This window comes from Desulfosporosinus fructosivorans (genome assembly GCF_004766045.1).
GTDB classification, from domain to species: Bacteria; Bacillota; Desulfitobacteriia; order Desulfitobacteriales; family Desulfitobacteriaceae; genus Desulfosporosinus; species Desulfosporosinus fructosivorans.
This window is the reverse complement of record NZ_SPQQ01000004.1, coordinates 440,345-465,443: the sequence shown is the minus strand read 5'-3', so window position 1 is coordinate 465,443 and position 25,099 is coordinate 440,345. Positions and strand designations below refer to the sequence as shown.

The window sequence follows — 25,099 nt, the reverse complement described above, 5'->3', positions numbered from 1 at the left end:
GTTTGTGACGAACAAGGATGTCAAGGAAGTGTTTAACCTTCCTTTTGGGGATCTTTTGCCCCCTTGGGGTTTGCTAAGTTCTCTTTTCCCATTTGCGAGGGGATATAAAAAGTTTGACCTTGGACATTGGGGGGGAGATATGTTTGTTCGACCCAGTGGTTGGGGTAGGAATGAGGGTAAAGATATTGCTGCCCGTGGCCCAATTTGCTTGCGCCAGGGTAGTGGCTATCCTTGAGGTGGGCGGGAACTTCCCCTGTGGGTTGTTGTCTTACATAAGCTAGGGCTCGGTCTATGCTCTCGACTGTGCTATTGCTTTTTGGAGCGGTGGCAATAGCTAGCACAGCTTGAGCTATGGGAATCCTGGCCTCAGGCATGCCTAACCATTCGAGGGCATTGGCCGCTGCATGCGCTTGAAGCATGACAGTAGGATCTGCAAGGCCAATGTCTTCGGAGGCATGTACAATAATCCGGCGTATAATGAAACGTGGGTCTTCGCCAGCTTCCAATAATATGGCTAACCAGTAGAGTGCGGCATCAGGGTCCGAGCCCCGCATACTTTTAATAAATGCGGAAATGATGTCATAATGATTATCTCCGACTTTATCGAACCGGATGGACCGTTGCTGAATAGATTCCTCAGCTATAGCGAGGGAAATTCGGCGAATACCGCCTTCAGGTTGGGTAGTGAGTACGGCTAGCTCTAAGGCATTAAGGGCGCGTCGTAAATCCCCGTTGGCATAATTGACCCAGTGTTCCCAAGCTTCAGGGGAAACCTCTACCTGATATTGGCCTAGGCCACGTTCGCAGTCTTTCAAGGCCAATTCAAGGCCAAGGCGAATTTCTGAAGGAGTGAGAAGCTCCAAACGGAAAAGCGTGGAACGGCTCAGGAGTGCAGAATTAAGTTCGAAAAAGGGGTTCTCCGTCGTAGCTCCGATAAAGGTGATGGTACCGTTTTCGACGGCAGGAAGGAGTGCATCTTGCTGTCCTTTATTAAAGCGGTGAACTTCGTCGCAGAAAACTAAGGTGCGTTTCCTGTAAAGGTGAAGATCATCAGTAGCCTGCAAAGTGATTTCGCGTATATCCTTAACGCCCGAAGTGACGGCATTAATGCGGATAAAACGTGACGTAGTTTTAGCCGCGATGACTTGTGCTAACGAGGTCTTGCCCGTGCCTGGTGGGCCATAAAGGATTAGAGAAGAAACACGGTCCGCTTCAATGGCTCGACGTAAGAGTTTTCCGACGCCAAGAATATGACTTTGTCCGATATACTCCTCAAGCGTTCTTGGTCGCATACGCTCTGCGAGGGGGGCGACCAGATGTTGATCAAAGCTCGCTGAAAAAAGATCCATAGTCACGTTCCTTTCCTAAACCATTGGGGAATATCTGATGTGAAATTTCCATAATAAGTACACAAGCCTGGGGCAATGACGCAGACAGCGCCTTTGATTTTCGGTAGTTTTAACTCCTCGTGCGCTCCAAGCCAGAGGAATTTTTTCGGCTTTGAGAGCATGAAGAGGGGAAGCGTGTTAATGAGCGCAGGATAGTGACGCCAAGGGACTGACCTACAATGAACATTCGTAAGATGCTGCGAATGGATCAAAACACTGACTTCCTATTATAACATGTGAGTCGTACATCTGCTTGAGGTGAAGAAGTCAGATGGTGGATCAACTGAAGATACTCACCAAATAACGAACGAATCCCAGAATAATAAAACAATAGTAAATTAGTTGGGTATCCCCTTGACAAATCCCGAGTGTTTTTATAAGATATGGGTATAAAGATCTTATATATCAAGTAGGGTTTAACTCTGGAAAGGGGGAGGTGAGTGTACTGAAACTCTCTACCAAAGGTCGGTATGGTGTTAAAGCCATGTTCGATTTAGCTCAACATATGGGCGAAGGACCGACTTCGTTAAAAAGTATTGCAGAGAGACAGGGCATTTCCGAACATTATCTAGAGCAACTCGTGTCCGGATTGCGTAAAGCTGGTCTAGTAAAGAGTGTTCGTGGCGCACAGGGCGGGTATTTATTGGGTCGAGAACCGGGCAAGATAAGAATCGGTGATATTATTCGTGTGTTAGAAGGGCCGATAGCTCCTTCCGATTGTGTATCCGAGGAGGACCCGGAATCTTGCGTTAAAGCAGACTATTGCGTCACTCGGGTAATCTGGGAGAAAGTACGAGACGCAATCGCAGATGTTTTGGATTCCATCACACTTGAAACGATGCTTGAAGACGCTAAAAAGCGTGAAGCGGACAGAAGCTTATATATGTACCATATTTAGGCTCTTGAGGATCAACTTTTAAAATGCATGCTAGGGAGGGAGCCCAATGAGGCGTATTTATTTAGACCACAGTGCAACGACTCCAGTTGACTTGGAAGTTGCGACTTTAATGATGACCTATTATACCGAAAAGTATGGTAATCCTTCCAGTGTCCACGGTTTTGGTAGAGAGGCTAAACAAGCTTTAGAAGAAGCTCGGCGTCAAGTAGCTGAGTTGATCGGAGCCACCCCACAGGAAATAGTCTTCACCAGCGGTGGAACGGAAGCTGATAATCTAGCCATATTAGGAACGGCCGAGGCTATGCGTAAAAAGGGTAAACATCTTATTACCTCAGCCATTGAACACCATGCAGTCCTAGAAACCTTTGAATACTTAGAGAAAAACGGTTTTGAGCTAACGGTTATACCTGTTGACGCAGAGGGTATTGTCTCGGTTGAAGACGTCCGCAAGGCCGTTCGGCCTGATACTATCTTAATTAGTGTGATGCATGCCAATAACGAAGTCGGAGCAATCCAACCAATTGTTGAAATTGGCAACCTTGCGAAGGAACTTGGCATTACTTTTCATGTAGATGCAGTTCAGTCTCTTGGAAAGATACCTATTAATGTCAAAGAAATGAATATTGACCTGCTGACGGTGTCTAGTCACAAAATTTACGGACCAAAAGGAGTAGGTGCTCTTTATATTCGTAAAGGCGTACGTATTGTCCCTCTGGCTCATGGGGGAAGTCAAGAAAAAAGGCGTCGTTCGGGGACCGAGAATACCCCCGGAATCATCGGATTTGGCAAAGCCTGCGAATTGATTGGAAAGAGGATGGCCGAAGACTCAAAGCTTCAAACCAAACTTCGTGACAGACTTATGAACGGAATCGTTGAGCGCATTGAATACGTGAAAGTGAATGGGCCTATTGGAGAAAAGCGCTTATCAAACAATGTGAATGTCAGTATTCGGTTTGTTGAAGGGGAGTCCTTGTTACTTTCACTCGATATGTTGGGGATAGCAGCATCTAGCGGATCTGCTTGCACCTCAGGTTCTCTTGATCCCTCTCATGTCCTGCTGGCCATGGGGTTAGTCCATGAGATCGCTCACGGTTCCCTTCGGTTTTCTTTAGGACGTCAAAACACGGAGGAAGAGATTGACTACGTGCTTGAACAATTACCGAAGATTGTCGAGCGTTTGCGCATGATGTCCCCTCTGTATGATCAAGTAATTCATGCTAATCAAGCTCAGTAAACTTGGTTGTCTAAAGCAGAATCTGAAACACCTTTAAGAGAAAGTGGGCGTCTTGAAAGTTAATAAAAAGGAGTGGCCTGAAATGTATACAGAAAAAGTGATGGACCATTTTACAAATCCTCGTAATGTTGGGGAAATTGAAAATCCAGATGGCGTCGGTGAAGTAGGGAATGCCAAGTGTGGAGACATTATGCGTATTTATTTAGATATTGAGGGAGACATTATTAAAGACGTAAAGTTTAAAACTTTTGGCTGCGGTGCGGCGGTTGCCACCAGCAGTATGGTCACGGAAATGGTCAAAGGAAAAACGATTGATGAAGCTATGGTAATCTCTAATGCAGCAGTAGCCGAGGCCTTAGGGGGGCTTCCCGAAACGAAAATGCACTGTTCGAACCTGGCTGCGGATGCCCTGCATAAGGCAATTGAAAATTATAAAGATAATCAGTTAAAAAAGGAATAGATGAATTATGGGTCTAACAACGAAACCAAAAGTAGTTGTGGGTATGAGCGGTGGTGTGGATAGTTCCATGGCCGCCGCTTTGCTCCAAGAAGAAGGCTATGATGTTATCGGGATTACCTTGCAGATTTGGGAAGCTTCTGGGCCTGAGGTGGAAGGAGGTTGCTGCTCCAATTCCGCTATTGATGATGCAAGACGGGTTGCCTTCATACTGGGAATTCCCCATTATGTTATGAACTTTCGTCCGTATTTTGAGAAGACTGTAGTGGATTATTTCACTCAGGCTTATTTAGCGGGAGAAACGCCAAACCCTTGTTTGGCCTGTAATAAGTATGTTAAATTTGGGGAGATGCTTCGTAAGGCTCGCGGATTGGGAGCAGAGTACATAGCTACTGGTCATTATGCGCAAGTTTTACGAGATCCAGATAGTGAACGGTTTCTATTAGCTAAGAGTGCAGATACAAGAAAAGATCAGACCTATGCACTTTACATGCTAACTCAGGACCAATTGGCGCACACTCTTTTTCCATTGGCAGAATACCCAAAAGAGCAAATACGAAAAATGGCTAATGAACGAGGTCTAGGGGTAGGAAACAAACCTGACAGCCAAGAGATATGTTTTGTTCCAAACGATGACTATGCTTCTTTTGTCCGAGAACGCTCAAGTGAGACGGTTAAACCGGGACATTTTGTGGATCTTTCGGGAAACAGTTTAGGCAAGCACCAAGGAATCATTCACTACACGGTTGGGCAACGAAAAGGCCTTGGGGCAACTTTCGGTAAACCGATGTTTGTCGTGGGCCTGAATCCTCAAAGCAATGAGGTAGTGTTAGGGAAAAATGCAGAAGTGTTTACGGATACACTCTGGGCCATTGATCTAAACTGGATATCCATCCCGCACTTAAAAGGACCCCTAAAAGTCGAAGCGAAAATTCGTTATAATTCATCAGGAGTTCAGGCTACTATTTATCCTGGGGAAACAGGGGCCGAGCATGAAGTAATGGTTCGTTTCGATGAACCGCAACGTGCAGTGACTCCAGGACAGGCTGTCGTCTTTTATCAAGAAAATATAGTAGTTGGCGGGGGAACCATTATTTCTGATCCTCGTGGTCGCCGCTAAGTCATTGTTCATTAATCGTGAGACTCCCACTTCTTGTAAGTGGGAGTCTCACCCATTAATGAACAGCTTATGCATAAATCATAGAACTGTAGGGCAGAGTATAGATAGAACTTTTTTGCGAGGTGGAAGATGCATGAGACGCATTAGAGAGATTGTCGGACTACCCGTCTTAGACCTAAAAAGTGGGGATTCGATTGGGTGGGTACAGGATCTGGTCTTAGATAACGACAAAGACGAGGTTGTTGGTGTTCTCTTAGAAGGCGGGCACTTCTTTCATTCAGAAAAAGGAATTCCTCGCAAGGCTATCATGACAGTAGGAAAAGATGCCATAACCGTTTGCAGCAAAGCTGTCGAAGAACTTAAGGGCACACGGTGGTCTGACAAAGTAGGCAATGAAGTCTATACCCAAGGTGGAGACGCAAGAGGGACGATTGAAGATGTTTTTCTCGATGATACTGCAGAAAAGATGGTAGGGTTTGAGGTTTCTGACGGGCTCTTCGCTGACCTACTTCATGGCAGGGGAACGATTCTGAGACCCCATGTTATGATCGATGGAAAAGATATTTTGATCGTTGATAATCAAGTATCTCCCTTGGACCAAACAAATGAAGGGGGAATACTAGCATGAATTGTCCAGTGTGCAGTGGACGAGCCATTGGTAAAGTCGGAGTTGAGCAATTCTATTGTTGGGATTGTTGCGTCGAATTCACGACTCAAACCGATAAAGTGGTTATTTACGATCTCGCAGAGGATGGTTCACTGGTGGCTTGGGATGATCCAGCCCTAGAGGACATAACTCTCCAAGGTAGCGAAGCGGAGCTTTCCTGCATTGCTATAGAATAATCTATGTTAAATGATATGACGGAATAAATGGTTAAGTTAGTTAAGCGCGCATGGCGCGCTTTTTTTAATACTAGTCCAAAGGTAAAGTAACTGCAGTTACATGGTTTTAAGAGAGGGGGGAATAACATGAAGCATAAACGATGGCGATGGATTTTCACAGGTACTTGTCTACTCTTGGCAATGCTCCTCCTTTTCAAGGTGAGGTCGATTTTAGGTCCGTTTTTCCTAGCCTTTCTACTTGCCTACCTGCTGAACCCCTTGGTTGTAGTGTTAGAGCGGCACAAGATTAGTCGCAAGAGGTCTATTCTTATTGTATTTTGCATGATTATTGCGATTATGATTACGATCGTTTTCCTCGTGCTTCCAGTACTCTATAATGAACTTAGCAAATTAGCTGTGATCCTCCCCAATGCGATTCAGCAGTTCACAGAAAGGGTCGATGGCCTTCGTGAGCAATTTAAGGCGACAGGCTTACCTAGTCGTGTTGCGCTTGTATTGGATGAACATTTAGGGCAGGGAGAAGTAATCATTGCCAATCGCCTTAATCTCTTTTTAGACAACTTGCCAAAGGTGTTGTCCACTGCCACACTGTACATATTATCCCCTGTTATTGCCATCTATTTCCTGGCAGATTGGAAAGGGTTAGGGGTCCACTTTAACCGAATGGTCCCACAACGTTGGCGGATGGAATGGCGTCGACTTTGGCAAGACATTAATCATGTGATTCGGCAATTTGTGCGAGGGGATTTAGTCGTTGCAGTGATTGTAGGGATATTGATCGGGATTGGCGTAAAACTAGTCGGGATGGAGTATGGGCTATTGATTGGTTTGATATGTGGGATTTTTGATCTCATCCCGTACTTTGGTCCGGTTATCGGAGCAGTACCTGCTATTTTGCTGGCTTTAACGCATTCCCCTGCTATGGCAATTAAGGTTGGCTTGATTATTTTAATAGTACAACAGCTGGAAGGAAGCATTATCTCGCCCAAGCTTATGGGGGACAGTGTAGGGCTTCATCCACTCTGGGTTGTGTTTGCCCTTCTAGCTGGTGGAGAACTTGTTGGATTTTGGGGTATGTTATTGGCTGTCCCCGTGGCTGCTGTGATTAGAGTTGTATTTAATCACATATACTTTAGGCTAGTTTCGACTAAGGTGTAGGGTGGTTGACAAATTAGACATCCCCTGTATATACTTTAGAAATACGCTGGGAATTTTGATCAATTAATACATATCGGTGCATTATTTACCCGTTAGATAAGAGGGTGCACCGTGGGAAAATCTCGTCCCTGTTAAACTAGGGGGAGATTATTTTTTAGCGCCTGAAGGCTTGGCGCTAGCCAAGTTTTCTATATGCAATTATTTAGCCATATTTTTAAAGGAGTGTTCAGGGATGTATACAGGAAATGAATTAAGGGACATGTTTCTTAAGTATTTTGAGGCAAGAGGGCACCGGATATTGCCTAGTGCGTCGCTCATTCCTAAGGATGATCCGACTCTTTTGTTAACGGTCGCTGGCATGGTACCCTTTAAACCATATTTTCAACGACTAGTTGAGCCACCTTTTCCTAGAGCGACAACGGCCCAGAAATGTGTCCGTACCCCCGATCTTGAGGTAGTTGGAAAAACGGCTCGCCATCATACCTACTTTGAAATGTTAGGGAACTTTTCATTCGGGGACTACTTTAAAAATGAAGCGATTCCCTGGGCCTGGGAGTATATCACAGAAGTATTGAAAATCCCTGTGGAAAAACTATGGGTGACGATTTATCCCGAAGATGAAGAAGCCAAAAGGATATGGATGACGGCAGGGGTTAGGGCTGAGAGGATTCTTGGGGACCCTGAGAACTTTTGGGCAGCTGGTCCGACTGGTCCATGTGGCCCTTGTTCGGAGATTTATGTTGATCTCGGAGAAACCAAAGGGTGTGGTAAGCCCGATTGTGCCGCGGGTAGTTGTGAATGTGATCGCTTCTTGGAGATCTGGAATTTAGTTTTCATGCAGTATAATAGGGATGAAGCGGGGAACTTGACCCCTCTACCGAAACAAAACATTGATACTGGTATGGGTTTAGAACGCATTGCTTCGGTTATGCAAGGGGTGGAGACTAATTTTGACACGGATTTATTCCGTCCTATTATTGACCATGTAGCTTCATTAGCCGGAATTCGGTATAAGGAAAATCCTAAAAATGACTTGGCCTTAAAAGTGGTTTCGGATCATGTCCGGGCAGTATCATTTATGCTCGCAGATGGAATTCGACCTAATAATGAAGGTCGGGGGTATGTCCTCCGCCGAATTTTACGTCGCGCAGTCCGTTATGCTAAGCTTTTGGGGATTGACAAGCCGTTCTTAGAATCTGTTTTTCGAATTGTCCAAAGAGACTACGCTCAGGCGTATCCTGAACTTACGGAAAATGAGAATTTCATTTTGAACCACTTGAGTTTAGAAGAAAAGAACTTTCAAGCCACCCTTGAGCAAGGGATTCAGTTGCTGCAGGAAAAGGTCAAGGATCTCGTAAAGCAAGGGGAAACGGTTTTAACTGGACCAGATGCCTTCTATCTTTATGAAACCTATGGCTTTCCAGTGGAATTGACGGAGGAAATACTCGAAGAACAAGGGTTAGCCGTGGATATGATAGCCTTTCAAACGGCAGTCGAGGAGCATCGACTCTTAGCAAAAGACCAATCTCAGCAAATGCGTGCCGTTATTGAAAGTCCAGCACTGATGGGAAGGGCAAAACTCTTAGGAGTGACACCCTTTGTCGGATATGAACAGGCAACGGCTACGGCTCGGATTGAAGGCATGTTTGTTGGTGGAGAAGAGACTCAAGATGCAGGTGAAGGGGAAGAAGTCATAGTCTTCCTTTCGGACACTCCGTTTTATGCAGAAAGCGGCGGTCAGGTTTCTGATGTGGGAGTACTTAAAACGTCCCGGGCAGAGGCACGGGTGCTTGAGGTGAAAAAGGGTTTAACAGGTACTCTTTATCACCGTGTTCAGGTTGTGACTGGGGTATTACATGTCGGGGAAACGGTAGAAGCTGAAATCAATAGCCAGGCAAGACAGGCTATTTCGCGACATCACAGCGCTACTCATCTCCTCCAGACCGCCCTGCGTACTGTGTTAGGTGAACATGTCCAGCAAGCCGGTTCTTTAGTGACGCCGGAACGCTTGCGTTTTGATTTCACCCATTTTTCACCGATGACAGCGGATGGATTAAGGGCAGTAGAAAATCTCATTAACGAAGCCGTGCTCAAAAATATGCCTATTCAAGCTACCGAGATGTCTTTAAAAGAGGCCAAATTCAGTGGAGCTACTGCACTTTTCGGCGAGAAATATGGAGATAATGTACGGGTCGTTCGGATGGGGTTGTTCAGTCAAGAATTGTGCGGTGGGACTCATGTCAAAGACACGGGAGAAATCGGGCTGGTTAAGATTCTCAGCGAGGGCGGAATAGGGGCAGGACTGCGCCGGATTGAAGCTGTGGCAGGATTTGAAGCCTTAGCCTATCTACGTACCCTGGATGAGCAAGTCCAAGAGGTTGCTCAGATTCTTAAAGCACAGCCGGCAGATGTGAGTAAGCGCGTGAACGGATTGGTGACCCAGGTGAAAGACCTCGAACGAGAAATCGGACAACTCCAAGCAAAACTTGGCAAAAATGAAGCTGAAGGTTTACTGAAGCGTGTCGTGGAAGTCGACGGAGTTCAGGTATTAGCCGCTCAGGTGCATGTGTCTGATATGGAGGGCCTGCGTCAAATGGCGGATCTACTGCGGCTTAAACTCAAAACTGGGGTTATTGTCTTGGGCGCAGTAAGCGAAGGTAAGGTTAACTTTGTGACTGCTGTTAGTCCGACAGGTTTAAGTGGGCTCCATGCGGGACAGATTATTAAAGAAGTGGCTAAAATAACGGGTGGTAGCGGTGGTGGCCGACCGGATATGGCACAAGCTGGAGGGAAGGATCCCAGTAAACTAGGCGAGGCCATTGATCGTGTCCCGACGATTCTGCGAGGATTTATGAAAAAATAGAGGAAAAAGCTAGGGATGCCAAGAATATTTATATATTGAGTTAACAAAAAAGCAGATGGTGAAAGGGGGTCAGGAAAATGGATCGAATGGAAGAAACCATGATGTTTAAAGCTGTAGGAGAAGAAGACATTTCTGCGCAGGATATTTTGCAGAAAGTGTATGCAGCTTTACAAGAAAAAGGGTATGATCCTATTAACCAAATGGTTGGATATCTCATGTCCGGCGACCCTGTATATATTACAAGCCACAATCAGGCGCGAGCAATGATTCGTAAACTTGAACGCTTTGAGCTGATTGAAGAGCTCGTCAGAAACTATTTGCAAGAAAGATAAGTATAATGGAGAAGCCCTCACTAGAAGTGGTGAGGGTTTTCTACATCTGGATATAGGATAAGCAATGTTCGATGCTCGATACTCAATATTCGAGGAGAGACGTGAGGCTTTTGTTATTCGAACACGAACTTCGAAAGGAGAGTATCTATGCGTCAGGTTAAGCTCGGTTTGTGGGGGCCCATGGTTTCAGAGGTGTGCTTTGGTAGTTTAGCCATTTCTCCGTTACAAGGCCGTGTTACGGAAGCCGAAGGGGCGTCCGTTTTGCGGTATGCTCTTGAGCAGGGGGTTAATTGGATTGATACTGCGGAAATCTATGATAACTATGCCCAGATTGCGGCGGCAATAAAGGGTTATCCTGACGTTCGCATTATTAGCAAAGCATATTCTGTCACAGCGTTGGAAATGCGCCAAAGCATAGAAAAGGCGCGAACTGCCCTCAACAGGGAAACTCTTGATTTCTTCCTTCTCCATGAACAGGAAAGTGCTTTAACTTTAAAAGGGCACACAGAGGCCTGGGAAGAACTTTTGAGAGCCAAGGAAAAGGGTATCGTACGTTGGATTGGAATTTCAACGCATGCAGTTGCTGGAGTTCGGGCCGGTGCACTCCAGCCAGGTCTTGATGTGATTCACCCGATTCTAAATTATCAGGGACTTGGGATTATTGATGGAAATTTACCGGATATGCTCGAAGCTATTTCGTTTGCGGCTGAATTGGGCATTGGGATTTACGCTATGAAGATTTTCGGGGGCGGACATTTAACCCATGACCCGAAAAAAGCCGTGGACTTTGTCAGATGTATTCCGGGAGTACAAGCTATGGCCCTCGGAATGTCCAGTCGGGAAGAAGTGGATTATAACTTACTCTTGTTGTCTGGTAAAGATATACCCACCCACTTACGAGATAAAGTAAGGCACAGAGAACGGAAACTTTATATTGCTGATTGGTGCCAAGGGTGTGGGAATTGTTTGGAAGCCTGCCCTCAGGGGGCTTTGCGTCTCAACGAAAGAGTAGCTGTGGTGGATAATGAGGCGTGCGTACTTTGTGGGTATTGTGGGAGGGTTTGCCCACATTTTTGCCTAAAAATCGTGTGAGTAAAGTAGGAAGACCGAGGCCGAAGCCGAAGCACGACGGGGTGTGCATGCTTGGGGGAGAGTTGGTGGGCTCCGCTTCGCACACTGTCGTTTGACGCTCAGCTCCGGCCACGCAACTCTCCCCCTGCTCAGGGGTCAGGGACGTGGTGCTTAGGATGGGTTTTGCCTCGGCTCTTGCTAGGGTGGTGGGAAGCTGGGAGACGAAGGGACGACGGTGCATGCTCTGGGGTGCTGGTGGCCTAAGCCAGTCTTTAATGCTGGATTATGGATGAAGGTGAAATAATGAGTTGGATATATTTATTATTTGCAATTATGTTTGAACTTTGTGGTACTACTTTAATGAAACTGTCGAATGGATTGACCAAGATAACCCCGGCGATAGGTATGTTTCTTTCATATGCTCTCTGTTTTTGGCTATTGTCATTGTCCTTGAAAGAAATTGAAGTAAGTGTAGCTTATGCTATTTGGTCTGCTGTAGGGATTGTGATTATATCAATTATCGGCATAGTGTTTTTTCATGAAACAGTTAATGCCCTTAAAATTGTTTCTATACTTGTAATAGTGGCCGGAGTTATAGGACTGAATTTGAGTGGCGTTAACCATTAGTGACTAAATGAACAGGAACTAAGCTGAAATATAGTAAAACACAAAAGCCGGTTGGAGGGGATATTATGCGGATTATGGGTTTGGATTTTGGGTCGAAGACGATTGGTGTGGCGATGAGTGACGCTTTTTTTTGGACAGCCCAAGGGGTTAAGACGATTAGGCGCTCCAAGAAGGAAATTGATGAGTTAAGAGAACTCATCCGCGAGTATGAGGTAATGGAAATTGTGATTGGTTATCCTAAAAATATGAATGGAACCCTAGGGCCTCGTTGTGCGTTGACTGATGAGTTTGCAGAGGTTTTACGTCTGGAGTTTGGGCTTCCAGTTGAGTTGTGGGATGAACGACTAAGTACGGTCGCGGCACAACGGACTCTTCTGGAAGCGGATGTGTCACGCGCGAAGCGGAAGCTTGTAATTGACAAGATGGCGGCGGTTTTTATCCTTCAGGGTTACCTAGATCGTCGCTCAACAGGAAATATTCCTGTATGAGGATTTGACAATCATTACCTACAATAGTACAATGACAATATTCTTTGATAAGAGGTGAATCACATGACTGAAAAACCACATGACCACGAAGAGCATGACGCTGAAGAGTTTGACACAGTCGTACTCACAGATGATGAGGGAATAGACCACGAATTTCTTCATCTCGATACCTTGGAACTTGAAGGCTCGACATACTTCGTCTTGATGCCTATTTCGGAAGACGAATCCGAAGGTGAGGATGACGATGAGGCCATTATTCTTAAACTCGGCAAAGATGCTGAGGGTGGAGAAATGCTGCTCGACATCGAAGATGATGAAGAGTGGGAAAAAGTGGCTGACGCTTGGGAAACCCTAGTAGAATCCGAGGAAGACGAAAAAGAGTAAGCTTAGCGCTTACAAATGTATCGCAAAAAAAGGACTCGCTGAGAATCAGTGAGTTCTTCTTTTTTGCGCTTAGTCAATCGTAGGTTCTCCCAATCGTCACACGTCGCGGTTTTTTATGAGATGAGGAACTATAAAGAATAGAGAAATCTACAAAGGACAAGCTGGAAGTAACGTGGGTACTGTTGTACAATGAAACTAAGATTCCGCTGAATTGAAATAGCCGATGCAATAATTTCGATAGAAAGGATCAGGTGCGTTCCTCCCTATTAACTATATGGGACTTATGCCTGACGTTGGTGAGAATATGTCCAGAAAAAAGAAGACGGCTGGCACATCTAAATTGGTAATTATTATATTTGTTCTCTTGATCGGAGGAGTGGGTTTTTTATCATGGTGGAGTTGGGCCACAAAACCATACTCCACTACAGGGGAAAGCGAGAAGATCACGATTAATTCAGGGACAACGGCTGCCCAATTAGCAGAGGAATTGAAAGAACGTAATCTTATCCGTAGTGCATGGGCGTTTAGATATTTAGCTCGGGCGCAGCAATCGGATTTCATGCTTTATGTTGGAGATTACCAATTAGCCCCCACAATGCTTCCTAGCGAAATGATAAAACGCTTAATTAGTGCTGGTGCAGTTTCCTTAGATACCAACCGGATTACTATCCCAGAAGGGTATACTACGGTTCAAATCATTGAGCTTCTAGTTCAAAAAGGAATTGGCAGTAAAGAACAGTTTGAGAAGGTGGTCACGGAAGATGGGTTTACATACTCATTTCTCAAGGATGCGCCTAAGGGGATTCACCGCTTAGAAGGCTACTTATTTCCTAATACTTACGACATCCCTGTTAAAACAACTCCTCATGCAGTGATTGATTTACTCCTCCAACAGTTTGCTAAAGAACTTACGCCGGAAGTGCAGAAGCAACTCGATATACTTAAACTGTCCGTCCCTCAGTGGGTTACCATAGGCTCTATGGTTGAAAAAGAGGCGGTAAAACAAGAAGATCGTCCGTTGATTGCTTCGGTAATAATGAATCGACTAAAGATTAACCAACCTCTGCAAATTGACGCTACTATTCAGTTCTTGCTGGGCACTCCTAAGCCAAAACTTTATAACAAGGATCTCCAGATTCCCTCTCCTTATAATACTTATCTCAACCCAGGATTACCGCTGGGGCCGATTGCCAATCCTGGACATGCCTCTCTCCATGCAGCCTTGTATCCAGCCCAAACAGATTTTCTATATTATGTGGCGAAAAAAGATGGCTATCACGAGTTTGCTAAAACGTATGCAGAGCATTTGAAGAACATAAAATTGTATCAATGAGCAGAGAGGTCTTGGGGGATAGGGTTAGGATCGATAGGGTCAATATACGAGTGTGAGGGGATTGTGGGCGGAACGGTTTTGCTGTCAGTTGAATTTCTTACCCATATTGAAGATTTGTTCCACGTCTTTGTCTCCGCGTCCAGATAGATTAACAATGATGATTTGGTTTGAGTTCATGGTAGGTGCGAGTTTAAGCGCATAAGCGACAGCGTGAGCACTTTCGAGAGCAGGGATGATGCCTTCCGCTCGAGAAAGTCTGTGAAAGGCTTCCAAGGATTCAGCGTCCGTAATGCTTACATATTCAGCACGGCCGATGTCTTTCAGGTAGCTGTGTTCGGGTCCTACGCCGGGATAGTCCAGACCTGCTGAAATAGAATGGGTAGCAAGGGGCTCTCCCTTTTCGTCTGCCATGACATAACACTTAAAACCATGAACAATTCCAGGTGCTCCGGCTGAGAGGGGCGCGGCGTGTTTACCAGTTTCTAAACCCAATCCTCCAGGCTCGACTCCTATGAGTCGCACGGTCGGGTCTGCGATAAAGTTGGCGAACATGCCAATGGCATTACTGCCGCCACCAACACAGGCCATGACAGCATCCGGGAGTTTTCCCTCTGCTTCCAGAATTTGCTGGCGTGCTTCTCGTGAAATAATTGATTGGAAGTGTTTGACGAGAGAGGGATAGGGGTGAGGCCCCACGGCAGAACCGAGCATATAGAAGGTTGTTTCATAGTTCGTGGCGAAGTCCCCAAGAGCGGCATCCACGGCATCCTTCAACGTGCGAGTCCCAGAGGTCACTGTGATTACTTGGGCTCCTAAGAGTTCCATCCGGAAGACATTTAAAGATTGGCGCTGGGTGTCCTCTTCTCCCATATAAATGACGCATTCCATATCAAAGAGTGCACAGGCTGTTGCCGTGGCTACGCCGTGTTGTCCGGCTCCAGTCTCAGCAATGATCCGTTTTGCCCCCATGCGTTTGGCAAGTAATGCTTGACCAAGAACATTGTTAATTTTGTGAGCACCAGTATGGTTCAAATCTTCACGTTTCAAGTAGATTTTTGCGCCCCCTAATTGTTTAGAAAGTTTCTCTGCATAGTAAAGGGGATTTGGGCGGCCAACATATTGACGGAGATAATAGTCAAGTTCCTTGTTGAATTCTGGATCGTCTTTATACTTTTCGAAGGTGTCATCCAACTGATCTAATGCATTTTGTAATTGGGGTGGGACAAAGCTACCACCATATTCACCAAAATAACCTTTTTCCATAATCAAAACCCTCCATCTCCTACATTAAAAATAAAAAACTCTCCGCCCTAGAAGGACGGAAAGTTAATTTCCATTATGCCACCTTTTTCGTACGGGATCTAAATATTAGATGCCCACACTTTAAGCTTAGATACGAAGTAGGATACGATTCTCGCACAAAAATAAGCAGATGCGGAGAGTCGGCCTCTCGATATCCGTGTTTCTGTAACGGGAAACCCCCGGTATCACCTACTGACGCTTCTGCGTGTTCGGATTACGACTCTGGGATCCATTCGGTCTACGGGAAGTGTATCAGACTTTCACCTTCTCTGACTCGCTTGAACATTCCACAAAGACTTACTAATTCCCATCATTGTCTTGCTTATTATTTTCTGTATTGTAATATAGCAGAGGAGTTTCGTCAAGGGATGTTGGATAAAAGAATTTTCACTTGCGCACCATTAATTTCTTGATCGCCCGATCAAGTCCCTCTAGGGTTAACTCATACATGGGAAAAATATTACGCACCATTGTTAGTGTTTGGTACCCATGAACTCGTTCCCAATACTTCTCTGGGAGTGGGTTGAGCCAGACGTTATAAGGAAATTTCTTAGCGATACGCTGTAACCAAGTAATTCCGGGTTCTTCGTTGCTAAGATCCCAAAAGATGTTACCATCTCTCATCATCAGTTCACTTGGAGCCATGGCTGCATCTCCGACGAGGACTACTTTGTAGTCTGGACCCAGCGAAGCTAGGACATCCGCAGTTTTAACTGCTTTCCTGGGGTTGTTAGAAGCGTCTAAGTACAAGCGGTCATAGATACAGTTATGAAAGTAAAAGAACTTTAAATCCTTGAAATGGGAGGACTTATGAACCGCTGAGAACAATTGACTACAGATATTGGCATAAGGGGTCATCGAACCACCGACATCCATCAGTACGATAACCTTGACGGAGTTTTTGCGTGGTCTTGTCCAGACAAGCTTTAAGCGTCCCGCATTTTTACAGGTTTCATCAATGGTATCGTCTAAGTCCAGTTGATCTTTGACTCCATCAAGGCGCGTGCTAAACTGTCGCAAGCGACGCAAAGCAACTTCAAACTGACGAATTCCTAAGGTTTCATCCTTTCGATAGTCTCGATAATTGCGTTCACTGGCCACTTTGACCGCGGATTGCCCGTGAGATTCACCCCCAATTCTCACGCCACCGGGATGAAAACCCGAGTGCCCAAAGGCGGAGGTCCCGCCTGTGCCGATCCAGGTATTTCCACCGTGATGAGGGCTATCTTGTTTTCGCATACGTTCTTCCAAAGCAGTTTTTAAACTCTCCCAATCGGGCAAGCCTAATTTATTTAAGAGCTCATTGCGTTCTTCTTCAGAGAACATTTTTAGCGGCAGAGGATTTTCCAGCCATTGAGCAACCTGGTCCAATAATTGTTCTGGGGAAGCGATCCCTTGGAAATACGTCTGAAAGGCCAGATCATATTGATCAAAATGGCTTTCACTTTTAACCAAGACCGCTCTTGCCAAGTAGTAAAACCCAGACAGGCTGGATTCCGCTAAGCCAACTGAAAGTGCCTCCATTAAGGTCATCCACTCTGTGATAGAAACAGGAACCCCCTCGCGACGTAGTAGATAAAAAAAGTTTGTATACATGTTTACCAGCCACGTTTGGCGCGAGATGGATTTTCTGTCCCGCGGGTTTGGAGTTGTCTCAAGGTCAAATCAAAATCCTGATTCTTTTTTAACAAAGCTCCTAAAAAGGGGATTTCCTGAGAAATTCTAGAGGGATCGATACCGCCGAGGGTCAGAGCTTGAATCCAATCGAGAAGCTCGCTGGTACTAGGCTTTTTCTGTAAACCTGAGATAGTGCGCAACCAATAAAACGATTTCAAGGCTTCGGCCAGTAATTGGCCTTCCAAGTCTGGAAAATGGACATGGACAATTTCTTCCATCATTGTTTGATCAGGAAAGTCGATATAATGAAAAATACAACGTCGCAAAAATGCATCCGGTAGTTCTTTTTCGGCGTTGCTCGTAATGATGACGATAGGCCTATGTTTAGTCGTGATTGTTTCTCCTGTTTCCGGTATGTAAAAATTCATGACGTCCAGTTCCCAGAGTAAATCATTGGGGAATTCCAAGTCGGCTTTGTCGATTTCATCAATTAATAGGACAACTCGTTCGCTGGATTCAAAGGCTTCGCCGAGTTTGCCCAGCTTAATGTATTGTTTAATGTTAGAAACATTCTGTTCACCAAATTGACTGTCATAGAGACGCTGGACTGTGTCATAGACATAAAGACCATCTTGCGCTTTCGTCGTCGATTTAATATTCCAGATTAGTAAGCGCAGACCAAGAGAGCGAGCTATACTTTCCGCTAAGACGGTTTTGCCTGTGCCAGGCTCCCCTTTAATTAAGAGCGGTCTTTTTAAGGCCACTGAGATATTAACACTGTTTTGGAGATCCTTAGAGACAATGTAATCGTCAGTTCCTTGATAGAGAAGTTGATCGGTCATTCTAAAGTGTCCTCCTTGTCGTCTTTGAAACGTATTATATGTTAATAATACCACTAATTGTCTAAGCTTTGCTTATATTCCTGATCTAAGTGTTAAAGAAAGTCTTAATCTATGTAATCTCTAAGGAACAACTGATTGAATGAGAATCCCTAACTAGAAATAAGCCAGATCATTGAAGAAAGAGGACAAGCACTGGATTTTGGGGTATAGTAAGTAGGTATGAGTGTTGACCAGAGAGTTAGATTATGGGTTAAAGGTCGAAAAGCCCAGTTCTATCATAATGATTGACGTTAAGCAATTGGATATAGTAGAAAATATATTTCAAAAGCCTGTAGATATATAGTTAGGGGAATCATAATGAAAAAACCAGAATTGTTAGCTCCTGCGGGAGATTGGGAAAAGCTAAAATACGCGTTGGCTTATGGAGCAGACGCGGTCTATATGGGCGGTCAAGCATTTGGCCTGCGGGCTTTTGCTGGAAATTTCAGCTTCGAGGAAATGGAAAAAGCGGTGCGCTGGACGCATGGGTTGGGAAAGAAAATCTATGTGACAGTGAATATTTTCGCCCATGAACCAGATTTCGAGGGAATTCCAGCTTATCTCAAGAAGTTGGAAGAACTCGGCGTAGACGGAGCAATAGTCTCTGACCCCGGTATCATCGCGATGGCTCAAGAAGTAGCCCCACGGCTGCCACTGCATTTAAGCACTCAAGCGAATAGCACAAATTCGTATTCGGTGGGATTTTGGCTGAAGCAGGGGATTGAAAGAATCGTCCTCGCCCGAGAATTGACCCTTGAAGAACTGCAGGATATTCGTTCTAAGGTCACTGGAGGGTTGGAGATCTTTATCCATGGAGCGATGTGCATGTCTTACTCTGGGCGGTGTTTACTGAGTAACTATTTGACAGGGCGAGATGCCAACCGCGGGGAGTGTACTCAGCCCTGTCGTTGGGGATATGCTCTTGTAGAGGAGAAAAGGCCAGGAGATGTTTTTCCGATTGAAGAAGATGAACGTGGGACCTATGTCTTTAATTCACACGACTTATGCCTTTTGCCCCATTTGCCCTTATTAAAGCCTATCGGCCTGGATAGCTTTAAAATCGAAGGGCGGATGAAAAGCGTTCAATATGTCGCCAGTTCAGTAAAGGTTTATCGGGAGGCGATTGATACGCTCTGGGATCAGGGGGAAGAAGCCTTTCAAGCGCAGCTTCCTCAGTGGCTGGAAGAAATGGATAAAGTCAGTCACCGAGATTATTCAGCAGGATTTTTATTCGGCAAACCGGGGGCGAGTTCTCATAACTTAGAGTCCTCTCACTATGTCCGAGATTATGATTTCGTCGGGGTATGTTTGAGCGAAGAGAAAACAGGAAGCTACACAGTTGAGGAAGATACGGCCTGGTTTGAGCAACGGAACCACTTCAAGCGAGGCGAGGTTTTGGAAGTCCTGACTCCGCACGGAATCTCTTGGTCATTCGAGGTGAGTGAGATGTGGGATGCTAAAGGTACGCCCATAGATGTGGCCCGGCATGCTCAGCAAGTGATTAGGATGAGTGTACCCGAGAAAATACTGCCGTATAGTATTTTACGGCGGGCGAAAAGCGAGAAAAAATAGGTAGGAGTCGAGAGGGGGACGAGTGGATGGGTTCCTTAGGCAGGTCGATGAGAACTTCCGAAGTGATCGATTTGTTTTCAGATGCTGATGTTATTATTAACGCGCGTCTAGAGCGGGTAGAAATGCAAATGTTAGACAAACTTGTCGAGGGGTTAGGGCATTTAGGCATTGTCACGACGACGAACAAAGCATTAGGAGAAGTCATGATTCAGACGACAAAACAGTGTTGGCCCGATTTAAAGAAGGCAATAGAGAATATGCCGTTTAAGATTGAGTTTATTTCATAACTTCGAGAACTATCGTTGAGATTTTTACTGAATATATAAGAATAGGTAAGATTAAGGGAGAATAGCTAATGAATTTTCCAGAAGAGCAGAAGGACCCTCAAGTGAATTCTATATATGAAAATATTGACCTTATCATCAAAGCCCGCATAGACCGCTCGGAAATTCAAATGCTATGCAAATTGGTTGAAGGTTTGGGTCATCTTGGCGTAGTAACCACGACGGACAAAGTACTGGGAGAGGTTATGATTCAAACGACTAAGGATTGTTGGACAGAGTTGAAGCAGGTAATTGAACAGATGCCAATTGAGATAGAATTTATCTGATTATATAAATAATAGCCCATTGTGAGGCATTCCGGCGATCTAGTTAAGATACTGGCGCTTAGAAGCAAGAAAGCCAATTTTAAATAAGGGAATCGCTCTCTTTTAGAACAGTTTCATGGTCCTAGTGAGTTGTTTCCAAATTGTGGGGTGGACAGACCCCGGAACAATTCTAACAATAGGAGAATCATTTTCGTGAGTTATTAAAGTTATCCCATTTCAAATCCTTGAAATGGGATAACTTTAATATTATGGTTTTCGTATTTAATTCTATTGACTATCTGTATAATTATGCGATACTAAAAATAGAATGCATAATTATAGTCAATAGGGCTAAAATCCTATCTTTATAGCCCTAGTCCTAGTCCGTTAGGGAGGAACATTATATTAATATTGGGTAAAGTATAATGGATAAGTTGATGAGGGGGTGATTGATAGATATTGGGGTTACTTAACGATTTGTGCTAGTAAACGGTTTTTGGAAGAATTTGAATTTAAAATTGGGGTAATAATGGTATGGCGTTTACATTTCAAGATAAAGTAACCCAAAGAACAAATAGAATGCTAATTTGGTTGACTGCGATTACGGTATTTGCACTGGAGTGTGCAGCAGGTTATTACTACAACATTTATGTTGGGTATTATCACAGTGATGGAATCAGTCGAGTGGCAAATGCCTTTTATGTTTTATATAGTAGAAATCCCCACTTGGGTGCTATTGGTTTTGTATGGAATCCTCTTCCGAGTATGGTAGACTTGGTGCTTCTGTTGTTATATCCATGGATTCCTGCAATGGCTACAAAAGGAATTGCTGGCTTACTAATGAGCGCAATGTTTGCATCTTTGACAGTGGGTATTTTGGTTCGGGCATTTATTCAACGGGGTCTTTCTCGTTGGTACGCTGTCATTTTTACTTTGTTATTCGCCTTAAATCCCATGATCTTCCTAGCGGGATTTAATGGCCTGAGTGATGCACCGTTTATATTTTTTACCATCTTGAGCATCGTATCTTTCTTAAATTGGATGGATGAACATCAATTAGGGGACTTGGCTGTATCGAGTTTTGCCCTTGCTATTGCCTTTTGGTGCAGATATGAAGCGGTCCCTTTTGGATTCAGTATAATAGTTGGTTGTGTTATTGTCACAATGCTGATAAGTGAAAATTCTAAACCAAATAATGAAGGACGCCTTCATTATAAATGGTCACGAGCGGAAGGGACCCTGGCGGTAATAGTCACACCAATTTTCTATTCCATATTGCTATGGGTTTTACTGAACGCAATTATTATGGATAATCCTCTTAATTTTCTAAACGGAGAATATACCAATACGGCCCAGATTCAAGGCCATTTAAGTAATCCTGTGTATGCCGCCATGCTCAACAATCCGGTACAAGCTATCATCTTTGCCTTTGAGAAGGTGTTAGTATTCTCAGTGCCTTTTTTATCGATCTTATTTCTACGAGTGATTAATCGACGTATTTTCAAATGGGATACCCTAATCCTGATCGGCATGATCGTTTCTATTCCAATGTTGCAAATCATTATGTTGATGAAAGGTACTTCCTTAGGTTGGTTAAGGTATTTCTTATATGTGTTACCAGTGTCATTTGCATGGTTACCATATGAGTTGAGTAAGCTGAAGAGAAAGTGGCATGTAATTATTCCTTTAGCAGCGATGATTGTGAATTATGGGATACTCTCTTATGCCATTACTCAACCTTCTATCGCACCTGATGAAAATACATTTTTACAGAACTCTTTAGGAGCCCATAATCAAACTTATTATGACCAAAAGCAAGATATTGAGTTAGCGAAGTATTTAGATGACAACTACCCCTTCAGTAATATTCTAGTTGATTCATTCTCGGCTTATCTTATTATTTTGCAAAGTGAATACCCCAAGCGTTTTTATATAACTAGTGACTATGATTTTAAAAATGCCATATCCAACCCCGAAAAATATAAAGTTAGCTATATCTTAGTTCCGAAACCTGGTTCTGCATCAGTTATTAGTGCTATCAATGATGCATATCCGAACCTATATTTTAATGGGTCTGATTGGGCAGAACTTGTCAAGGAATTCGGAACAAGGTGGAGACTATATAGGATTATTAATAGCACTCGTGAATCTGTTAATTAACCTATGTAGTAATGCTGTAACCTACAAGATTTAACAAGCCTTACTAGCATACCATCCCTCATGGAGCCAAGCGAAAACTATGTTCTGAGCAAATCAAAACCGTAAATAGGGGTAACAGACATGGCTAAAGCAGTTGAAGATTCAAGAACCCAACGAGCAGGCACAACCTTAATCTGCTTGATAGGGATTACGGTGTTTATACTGGAGTGTGCGGCAGGTTATTATTACAACGTTTATGTTGGATATTATCACGGCGATGGAATCAGTCGAGTTGCCAATGCGTTCTATGTTCTATATAGTCGAGATCCTCATCTTGGCGCTATCGGATTTGTGTGGAATCCTCTGCCAAGTATGGTGGATTTGGTATTTCTGCTACTATATCCGTGGATACCTGCTATGGCTACCAAAGGGATTTCGGGTTTGTTGATGTGTGCACTATTCTCGTCCTTTACGGCGAGTGTTTTGGCGCGGGCTTTTATCAAACGAAATCTTCCGCGATGGTGCGCTGTTGTTTTTCCTCTGTTATTCTCCCTAAACCCTATGATTTTCCTATTCGGCTTTAACGGTTTGAGTGATGCCCCATTTATATTTTTTTTGATACTGTGTATTACATCTTTTTTAAATTGGCTTGACGAAAATAAACTGGGTGATTTGGTGGTTTCGAGTTTTGCACTCGCGATGGCTTTTTGGTGCAGGTACGAAGCAGTCCCATTTGGATTCAGCATGTTTCTCAGTTGTGTTATTGCCACAATATTATTCCATAAAAAAGAAAATCCTCCAGATGAAGGACATTTTCACTACAAATGGTCACAAACGGAAGGAGTACTGTCAGTAATAGCACCGCCGCTTTGCTACTCAATAATCGTGTGGCTTTTGCTGAACTGGGTTATTATGGGTAATCCGCTCAATTTCTTAAACGGAGAATACACTAACTTAGCTCAGCTTGAAGGCCATTTAGATGTTCCTATATATGCGGCTATGTTTCACAATCCGATAAATGCTGCTTTGTATGCTTTAAAAAAGATTTCGGTGTTTTCTGGACCTCTGATATCCATTTTAATTCTTAGATTACTCACTTATAGGATTCTTAAGTGGGATACCCTAATTTTACTTGGCATGGTCATATCTATACCAATGTTGCAAATCGTAATGTTGATTACAGGTAGTACCTTAGGTTGGTTAAGATATTTTATGTATGTGTTGCCTGTTTCAGTTGCCTGGCTACCGTTTGAGTTAAGCAAGCTTAAACGTAAGTGGCAATTAATATTTCCTTTGAGTGCGATGATATTGAATTACGGAATTCTCTCCTATGCAATAACTCAGCCATCAATTGCACCGGATGAAAATACGTTCGTCCAGAACTCATTCGGAAACCACACTAAAATATACTATGGTTGGAAACAGGATATCGAAATAGCTAAGTATTTGGATGATAATTACTCTCATAGTACTATTTTAATGGATTCGTCCACAGCATTTTTTATAATTTTGCAAAGTGAATTTCCGAAGCGCTTTTATATACCTAGTGACAAGGATTTTAAAAATGCTGTCTCGGACCCAGTAAAATTTAAAGTTGATTATATTCTTGTACCTAAACCTGGAGCTGAAGCGGGCATAAACGCTATTAATATAGCTTATCCAAACTTATTCACTCAGGGGGCAGATTGGGTAGAATTCGTTAAGGAATTTGGAACGGAATGGAGATTGTATAAGGTCACTAAAAGTACAGGAGGCAATATCGATTGAATTCACCAGCAATCGTAGTATCTGTAATTATCCCTGTTTGGAATGAAGCTGGGCATTTATACCAGTCACTCAAGACAATTGTGGAATTCATTCGACAGGCTACTTCTTATTTTGAATTAATTGTAGTGGATGACGGATCTACTGATGAAACGTGGAGTATTCTTACGGCTGCTAGTACAGAAATTCCTGAGTTAGAAGGTATTCGTCTTAGTCGAAATTTCGGTAAGGAACGGGCACTATGCGCTGGATTAGAACATGCAAGGGGACAAGCAGTCATTATTATGGACTGTGACCTTCAACATCCGCCTGAACTAATTCCAATTATGATTGAGCAATGGCGTTTACAGGGAGTCAAAATTGTTGAATGTGTTAAGAAGTCACGTAGTAAAGAATCCCTTAGTTATCGGATTAGCACGAACATGTTTTATGGCCTTATCCAAAAGTTAGCAAGGCAAGATTTACGTGGGGCAAGCGATTTCAAGCTTCTGGATCGGCAAGTTGTTGAGGCTTGGGCCAAGATGCCGGAAAAAATCACGTTTTTTCGCGGTATGACGGCCTGGTTGGGTTTCTCCCGAGTGGAACTCGAATTCGATGTGGCTCCTCGGATAGACGGTAAGACGAGTTGGAGTCCTATCTCTCTTGTCAATTTGGCACTCCATGCGATTGTGGCATTTACGTCCTGGCCATTACGACTCGTTACCATAGTAGGGATGTTCTCTTTTGTCGTTGCTGTCATTCTTAGTATTCAAACCATATATATGAAGATTGCTGGAATGGCAGTAACTGGCTTTACAACAGTAATTCTTTTGTTACTTTGTATGAACAGCATGATCATGCTAGGCATCGGTATCCTTGGAGAATATATTGCGGCCATTTATGATGAGGTCAAAGGCCGACCGAGATACGTGGTAAGTCAAAGAACCGGGGTACAGTCAATGGATACTGGTGTTTTGAATCGTGACGAGATAGCGTTTACTAATATTAACCAAAATTCCTATGTACAGTTGATAAAAAATAATTTGAATTTATAGTTAGG

Annotated in this window: 25 protein-coding genes; 21 read left to right on the top strand and 4 right to left on the bottom strand. The window is 43.9% G+C overall.

Going from position 1 to position 25,099, the window contains the following annotated elements; all coding sequences use genetic code 11:
• Window positions 1–32: 32 nt before the first annotated feature.
• A complete protein-coding gene (locus E4K67_RS14275) occupies window positions 33–1,349 on the bottom strand; it encodes a replication-associated recombination protein A (RefSeq protein ID WP_135547779.1) in 1,317 nt (438 codons plus the stop codon).
• 484 nt (window positions 1,350–1,833) lie between these two features.
• On the opposite strand from E4K67_RS14275, the gene E4K67_RS14270 reads away from it, so the two are divergent.
• From E4K67_RS14270 to mltG, 15 genes are all read left to right on the top strand, one after another.
• Complete coding sequence (locus E4K67_RS14270) at window positions 1,834–2,286, top strand: RrF2 family transcriptional regulator (protein ID WP_135547947.1); 453 nt, start codon at window positions 1,834–1,836, stop codon at window positions 2,284–2,286.
• Window positions 2,287–2,332: 46 nt separating this feature from the next.
• The gene (nifS, locus tag E4K67_RS14265; RefSeq protein WP_135547777.1) at window positions 2,333–3,520 is read left to right on the top strand and encodes a cysteine desulfurase NifS; all 1,188 of its coding nucleotides are present in this window, start codon (window positions 2,333–2,335) and stop codon (window positions 3,518–3,520) included.
• Between the two features lie 82 nt (window positions 3,521–3,602).
• Entirely contained in the window at window positions 3,603–3,980 is a 378-nt protein-coding gene (gene nifU, locus E4K67_RS14260; RefSeq protein ID WP_135547775.1) for a Fe-S cluster assembly scaffold protein NifU, read from the top strand.
• A gap of 7 nt (window positions 3,981–3,987) precedes the next feature.
• Window positions 3,988–5,097, top strand: a complete 1,110-nt coding sequence (mnmA, locus tag E4K67_RS14255; RefSeq protein ID WP_135547774.1) for a tRNA 2-thiouridine(34) synthase MnmA — start codon at window positions 3,988–3,990, stop codon at window positions 5,095–5,097.
• 133 nt (window positions 5,098–5,230) lie between these two features.
• Complete coding sequence (locus tag E4K67_RS14250) at window positions 5,231–5,725, top strand: PRC-barrel domain-containing protein (RefSeq protein WP_135547772.1); 495 nt, start codon at window positions 5,231–5,233, stop codon at window positions 5,723–5,725.
• Window positions 5,722–5,940, top strand: coding sequence for a hypothetical protein (locus E4K67_RS14245; RefSeq protein WP_135547770.1), 219 nt, complete (start codon window positions 5,722–5,724; stop codon window positions 5,938–5,940). The genes E4K67_RS14250 and E4K67_RS14245 overlap by 4 nt, the downstream gene beginning before the upstream one ends.
• A 126-nt stretch (window positions 5,941–6,066) precedes the next feature.
• Window positions 6,067–7,098 carry an AI-2E family transporter gene (locus tag E4K67_RS14240; protein ID WP_135547768.1) on the top strand — a complete coding sequence of 344 codons (1,032 nt, stop codon included), beginning with the start codon at window positions 6,067–6,069 and terminating at the stop codon, window positions 7,096–7,098.
• Between the two features lie 232 nt (window positions 7,099–7,330).
• A complete protein-coding gene (gene alaS, locus E4K67_RS14235) occupies window positions 7,331–9,961 on the top strand; it encodes an alanine--tRNA ligase (RefSeq protein ID WP_135547766.1) in 2,631 nt (876 codons plus the stop codon).
• Between the two features lie 77 nt (window positions 9,962–10,038).
• The gene (locus tag E4K67_RS14230; RefSeq protein WP_135547764.1) at window positions 10,039–10,293 is read left to right on the top strand and encodes an IreB family regulatory phosphoprotein; all 255 of its coding nucleotides are present in this window, start codon (window positions 10,039–10,041) and stop codon (window positions 10,291–10,293) included.
• A 147-nt stretch (window positions 10,294–10,440) separates the two neighbouring features.
• Window positions 10,441–11,385 (top strand): aldo/keto reductase, encoded by a 945-nt coding sequence (locus E4K67_RS14225; protein ID WP_135547762.1) that lies wholly within the window; start codon window positions 10,441–10,443, stop codon window positions 11,383–11,385.
• A gap of 143 nt (window positions 11,386–11,528) precedes the next feature.
• The gene (locus tag E4K67_RS31100; RefSeq protein ID WP_274594876.1) at window positions 11,529–11,657 is read left to right on the top strand and encodes a hypothetical protein; all 129 of its coding nucleotides are present in this window, start codon (window positions 11,529–11,531) and stop codon (window positions 11,655–11,657) included.
• Window positions 11,658–11,667: 10 nt separating this feature from the next.
• Window positions 11,668–11,991 (top strand): DMT family transporter, encoded by a 324-nt coding sequence (locus E4K67_RS14220; RefSeq protein ID WP_135547945.1) that lies wholly within the window; start codon window positions 11,668–11,670, stop codon window positions 11,989–11,991.
• Between the two features lie 65 nt (window positions 11,992–12,056).
• Window positions 12,057–12,479: a Holliday junction resolvase RuvX gene (ruvX, locus tag E4K67_RS14215; protein ID WP_135547760.1), complete on the top strand. Its 423-nt coding sequence runs from the start codon at window positions 12,057–12,059 to the stop codon at window positions 12,477–12,479.
• Between the two features lie 63 nt (window positions 12,480–12,542).
• A complete protein-coding gene (locus E4K67_RS14210) occupies window positions 12,543–12,863 on the top strand; it encodes a DUF1292 domain-containing protein (RefSeq protein ID WP_135547758.1) in 321 nt (106 codons plus the stop codon).
• 304 nt (window positions 12,864–13,167) lie between these two features.
• Window positions 13,168–14,196, top strand: a complete 1,029-nt coding sequence (mltG, locus tag E4K67_RS14205) for an endolytic transglycosylase MltG (protein ID WP_135547943.1) — start codon at window positions 13,168–13,170, stop codon at window positions 14,194–14,196.
• 84 nt (window positions 14,197–14,280) lie between these two features.
• Here the strand turns inward: mltG and trpB are convergent, their stop codons facing one another.
• The 3 genes from trpB to E4K67_RS14190 all read right to left on the bottom strand — a co-directional run bounded on the left by trpB (window position 14,281) and on the right by E4K67_RS14190 (window position 17,957).
• Window positions 14,281–15,459 (bottom strand): tryptophan synthase subunit beta, encoded by a 1,179-nt coding sequence (gene trpB, locus E4K67_RS14200; protein ID WP_135547756.1) that lies wholly within the window; start codon window positions 15,457–15,459, stop codon window positions 14,281–14,283.
• A gap of 426 nt (window positions 15,460–15,885) precedes the next feature.
• Window positions 15,886–17,094: a vWA domain-containing protein gene (locus tag E4K67_RS14195; RefSeq protein WP_135547754.1), complete on the bottom strand. Its 1,209-nt coding sequence runs from the start codon at window positions 17,092–17,094 to the stop codon at window positions 15,886–15,888.
• Between the two features lie 2 nt (window positions 17,095–17,096).
• Complete coding sequence (locus tag E4K67_RS14190) at window positions 17,097–17,957, bottom strand: AAA family ATPase (RefSeq protein ID WP_135547752.1); 861 nt, start codon at window positions 17,955–17,957, stop codon at window positions 17,097–17,099.
• A gap of 357 nt (window positions 17,958–18,314) precedes the next feature.
• Here E4K67_RS14190 and E4K67_RS14185 point away from each other — a divergent pair, with 357 nt between their 5' ends.
• The 6 genes from E4K67_RS14185 to E4K67_RS14160 all read left to right on the top strand — a co-directional run bounded on the left by E4K67_RS14185 (window position 18,315) and on the right by E4K67_RS14160 (window position 25,094).
• Complete coding sequence (locus tag E4K67_RS14185; protein ID WP_135547750.1) at window positions 18,315–19,568, top strand: peptidase U32 family protein; 1,254 nt, start codon at window positions 18,315–18,317, stop codon at window positions 19,566–19,568.
• A 26-nt stretch (window positions 19,569–19,594) separates the two neighbouring features.
• Window positions 19,595–19,855 carry a DUF4911 domain-containing protein gene (locus tag E4K67_RS14180; RefSeq protein WP_135547748.1) on the top strand — a complete coding sequence of 87 codons (261 nt, stop codon included), beginning with the start codon at window positions 19,595–19,597 and terminating at the stop codon, window positions 19,853–19,855.
• Between the two features lie 68 nt (window positions 19,856–19,923).
• Window positions 19,924–20,178, top strand: a complete 255-nt coding sequence (locus E4K67_RS14175; RefSeq protein WP_135547746.1) for a DUF4911 domain-containing protein — start codon at window positions 19,924–19,926, stop codon at window positions 20,176–20,178.
• Window positions 20,179–20,691: 513 nt separating this feature from the next.
• A complete protein-coding gene (locus E4K67_RS14170; RefSeq protein WP_135547744.1) occupies window positions 20,692–22,317 on the top strand; it encodes an ArnT family glycosyltransferase in 1,626 nt (541 codons plus the stop codon).
• A gap of 120 nt (window positions 22,318–22,437) precedes the next feature.
• Window positions 22,438–24,063, top strand: coding sequence for an ArnT family glycosyltransferase (locus E4K67_RS14165; protein ID WP_135547742.1), 1,626 nt, complete (start codon window positions 22,438–22,440; stop codon window positions 24,061–24,063).
• Window positions 24,060–25,094 carry a glycosyltransferase family 2 protein gene (locus E4K67_RS14160; RefSeq protein WP_135547740.1) on the top strand — a complete coding sequence of 345 codons (1,035 nt, stop codon included), beginning with the start codon at window positions 24,060–24,062 and terminating at the stop codon, window positions 25,092–25,094. Before E4K67_RS14165 ends, E4K67_RS14160 begins: the two co-directional genes overlap by 4 nt.
• Window positions 25,095–25,099: the final 5 nt, after the last annotated feature.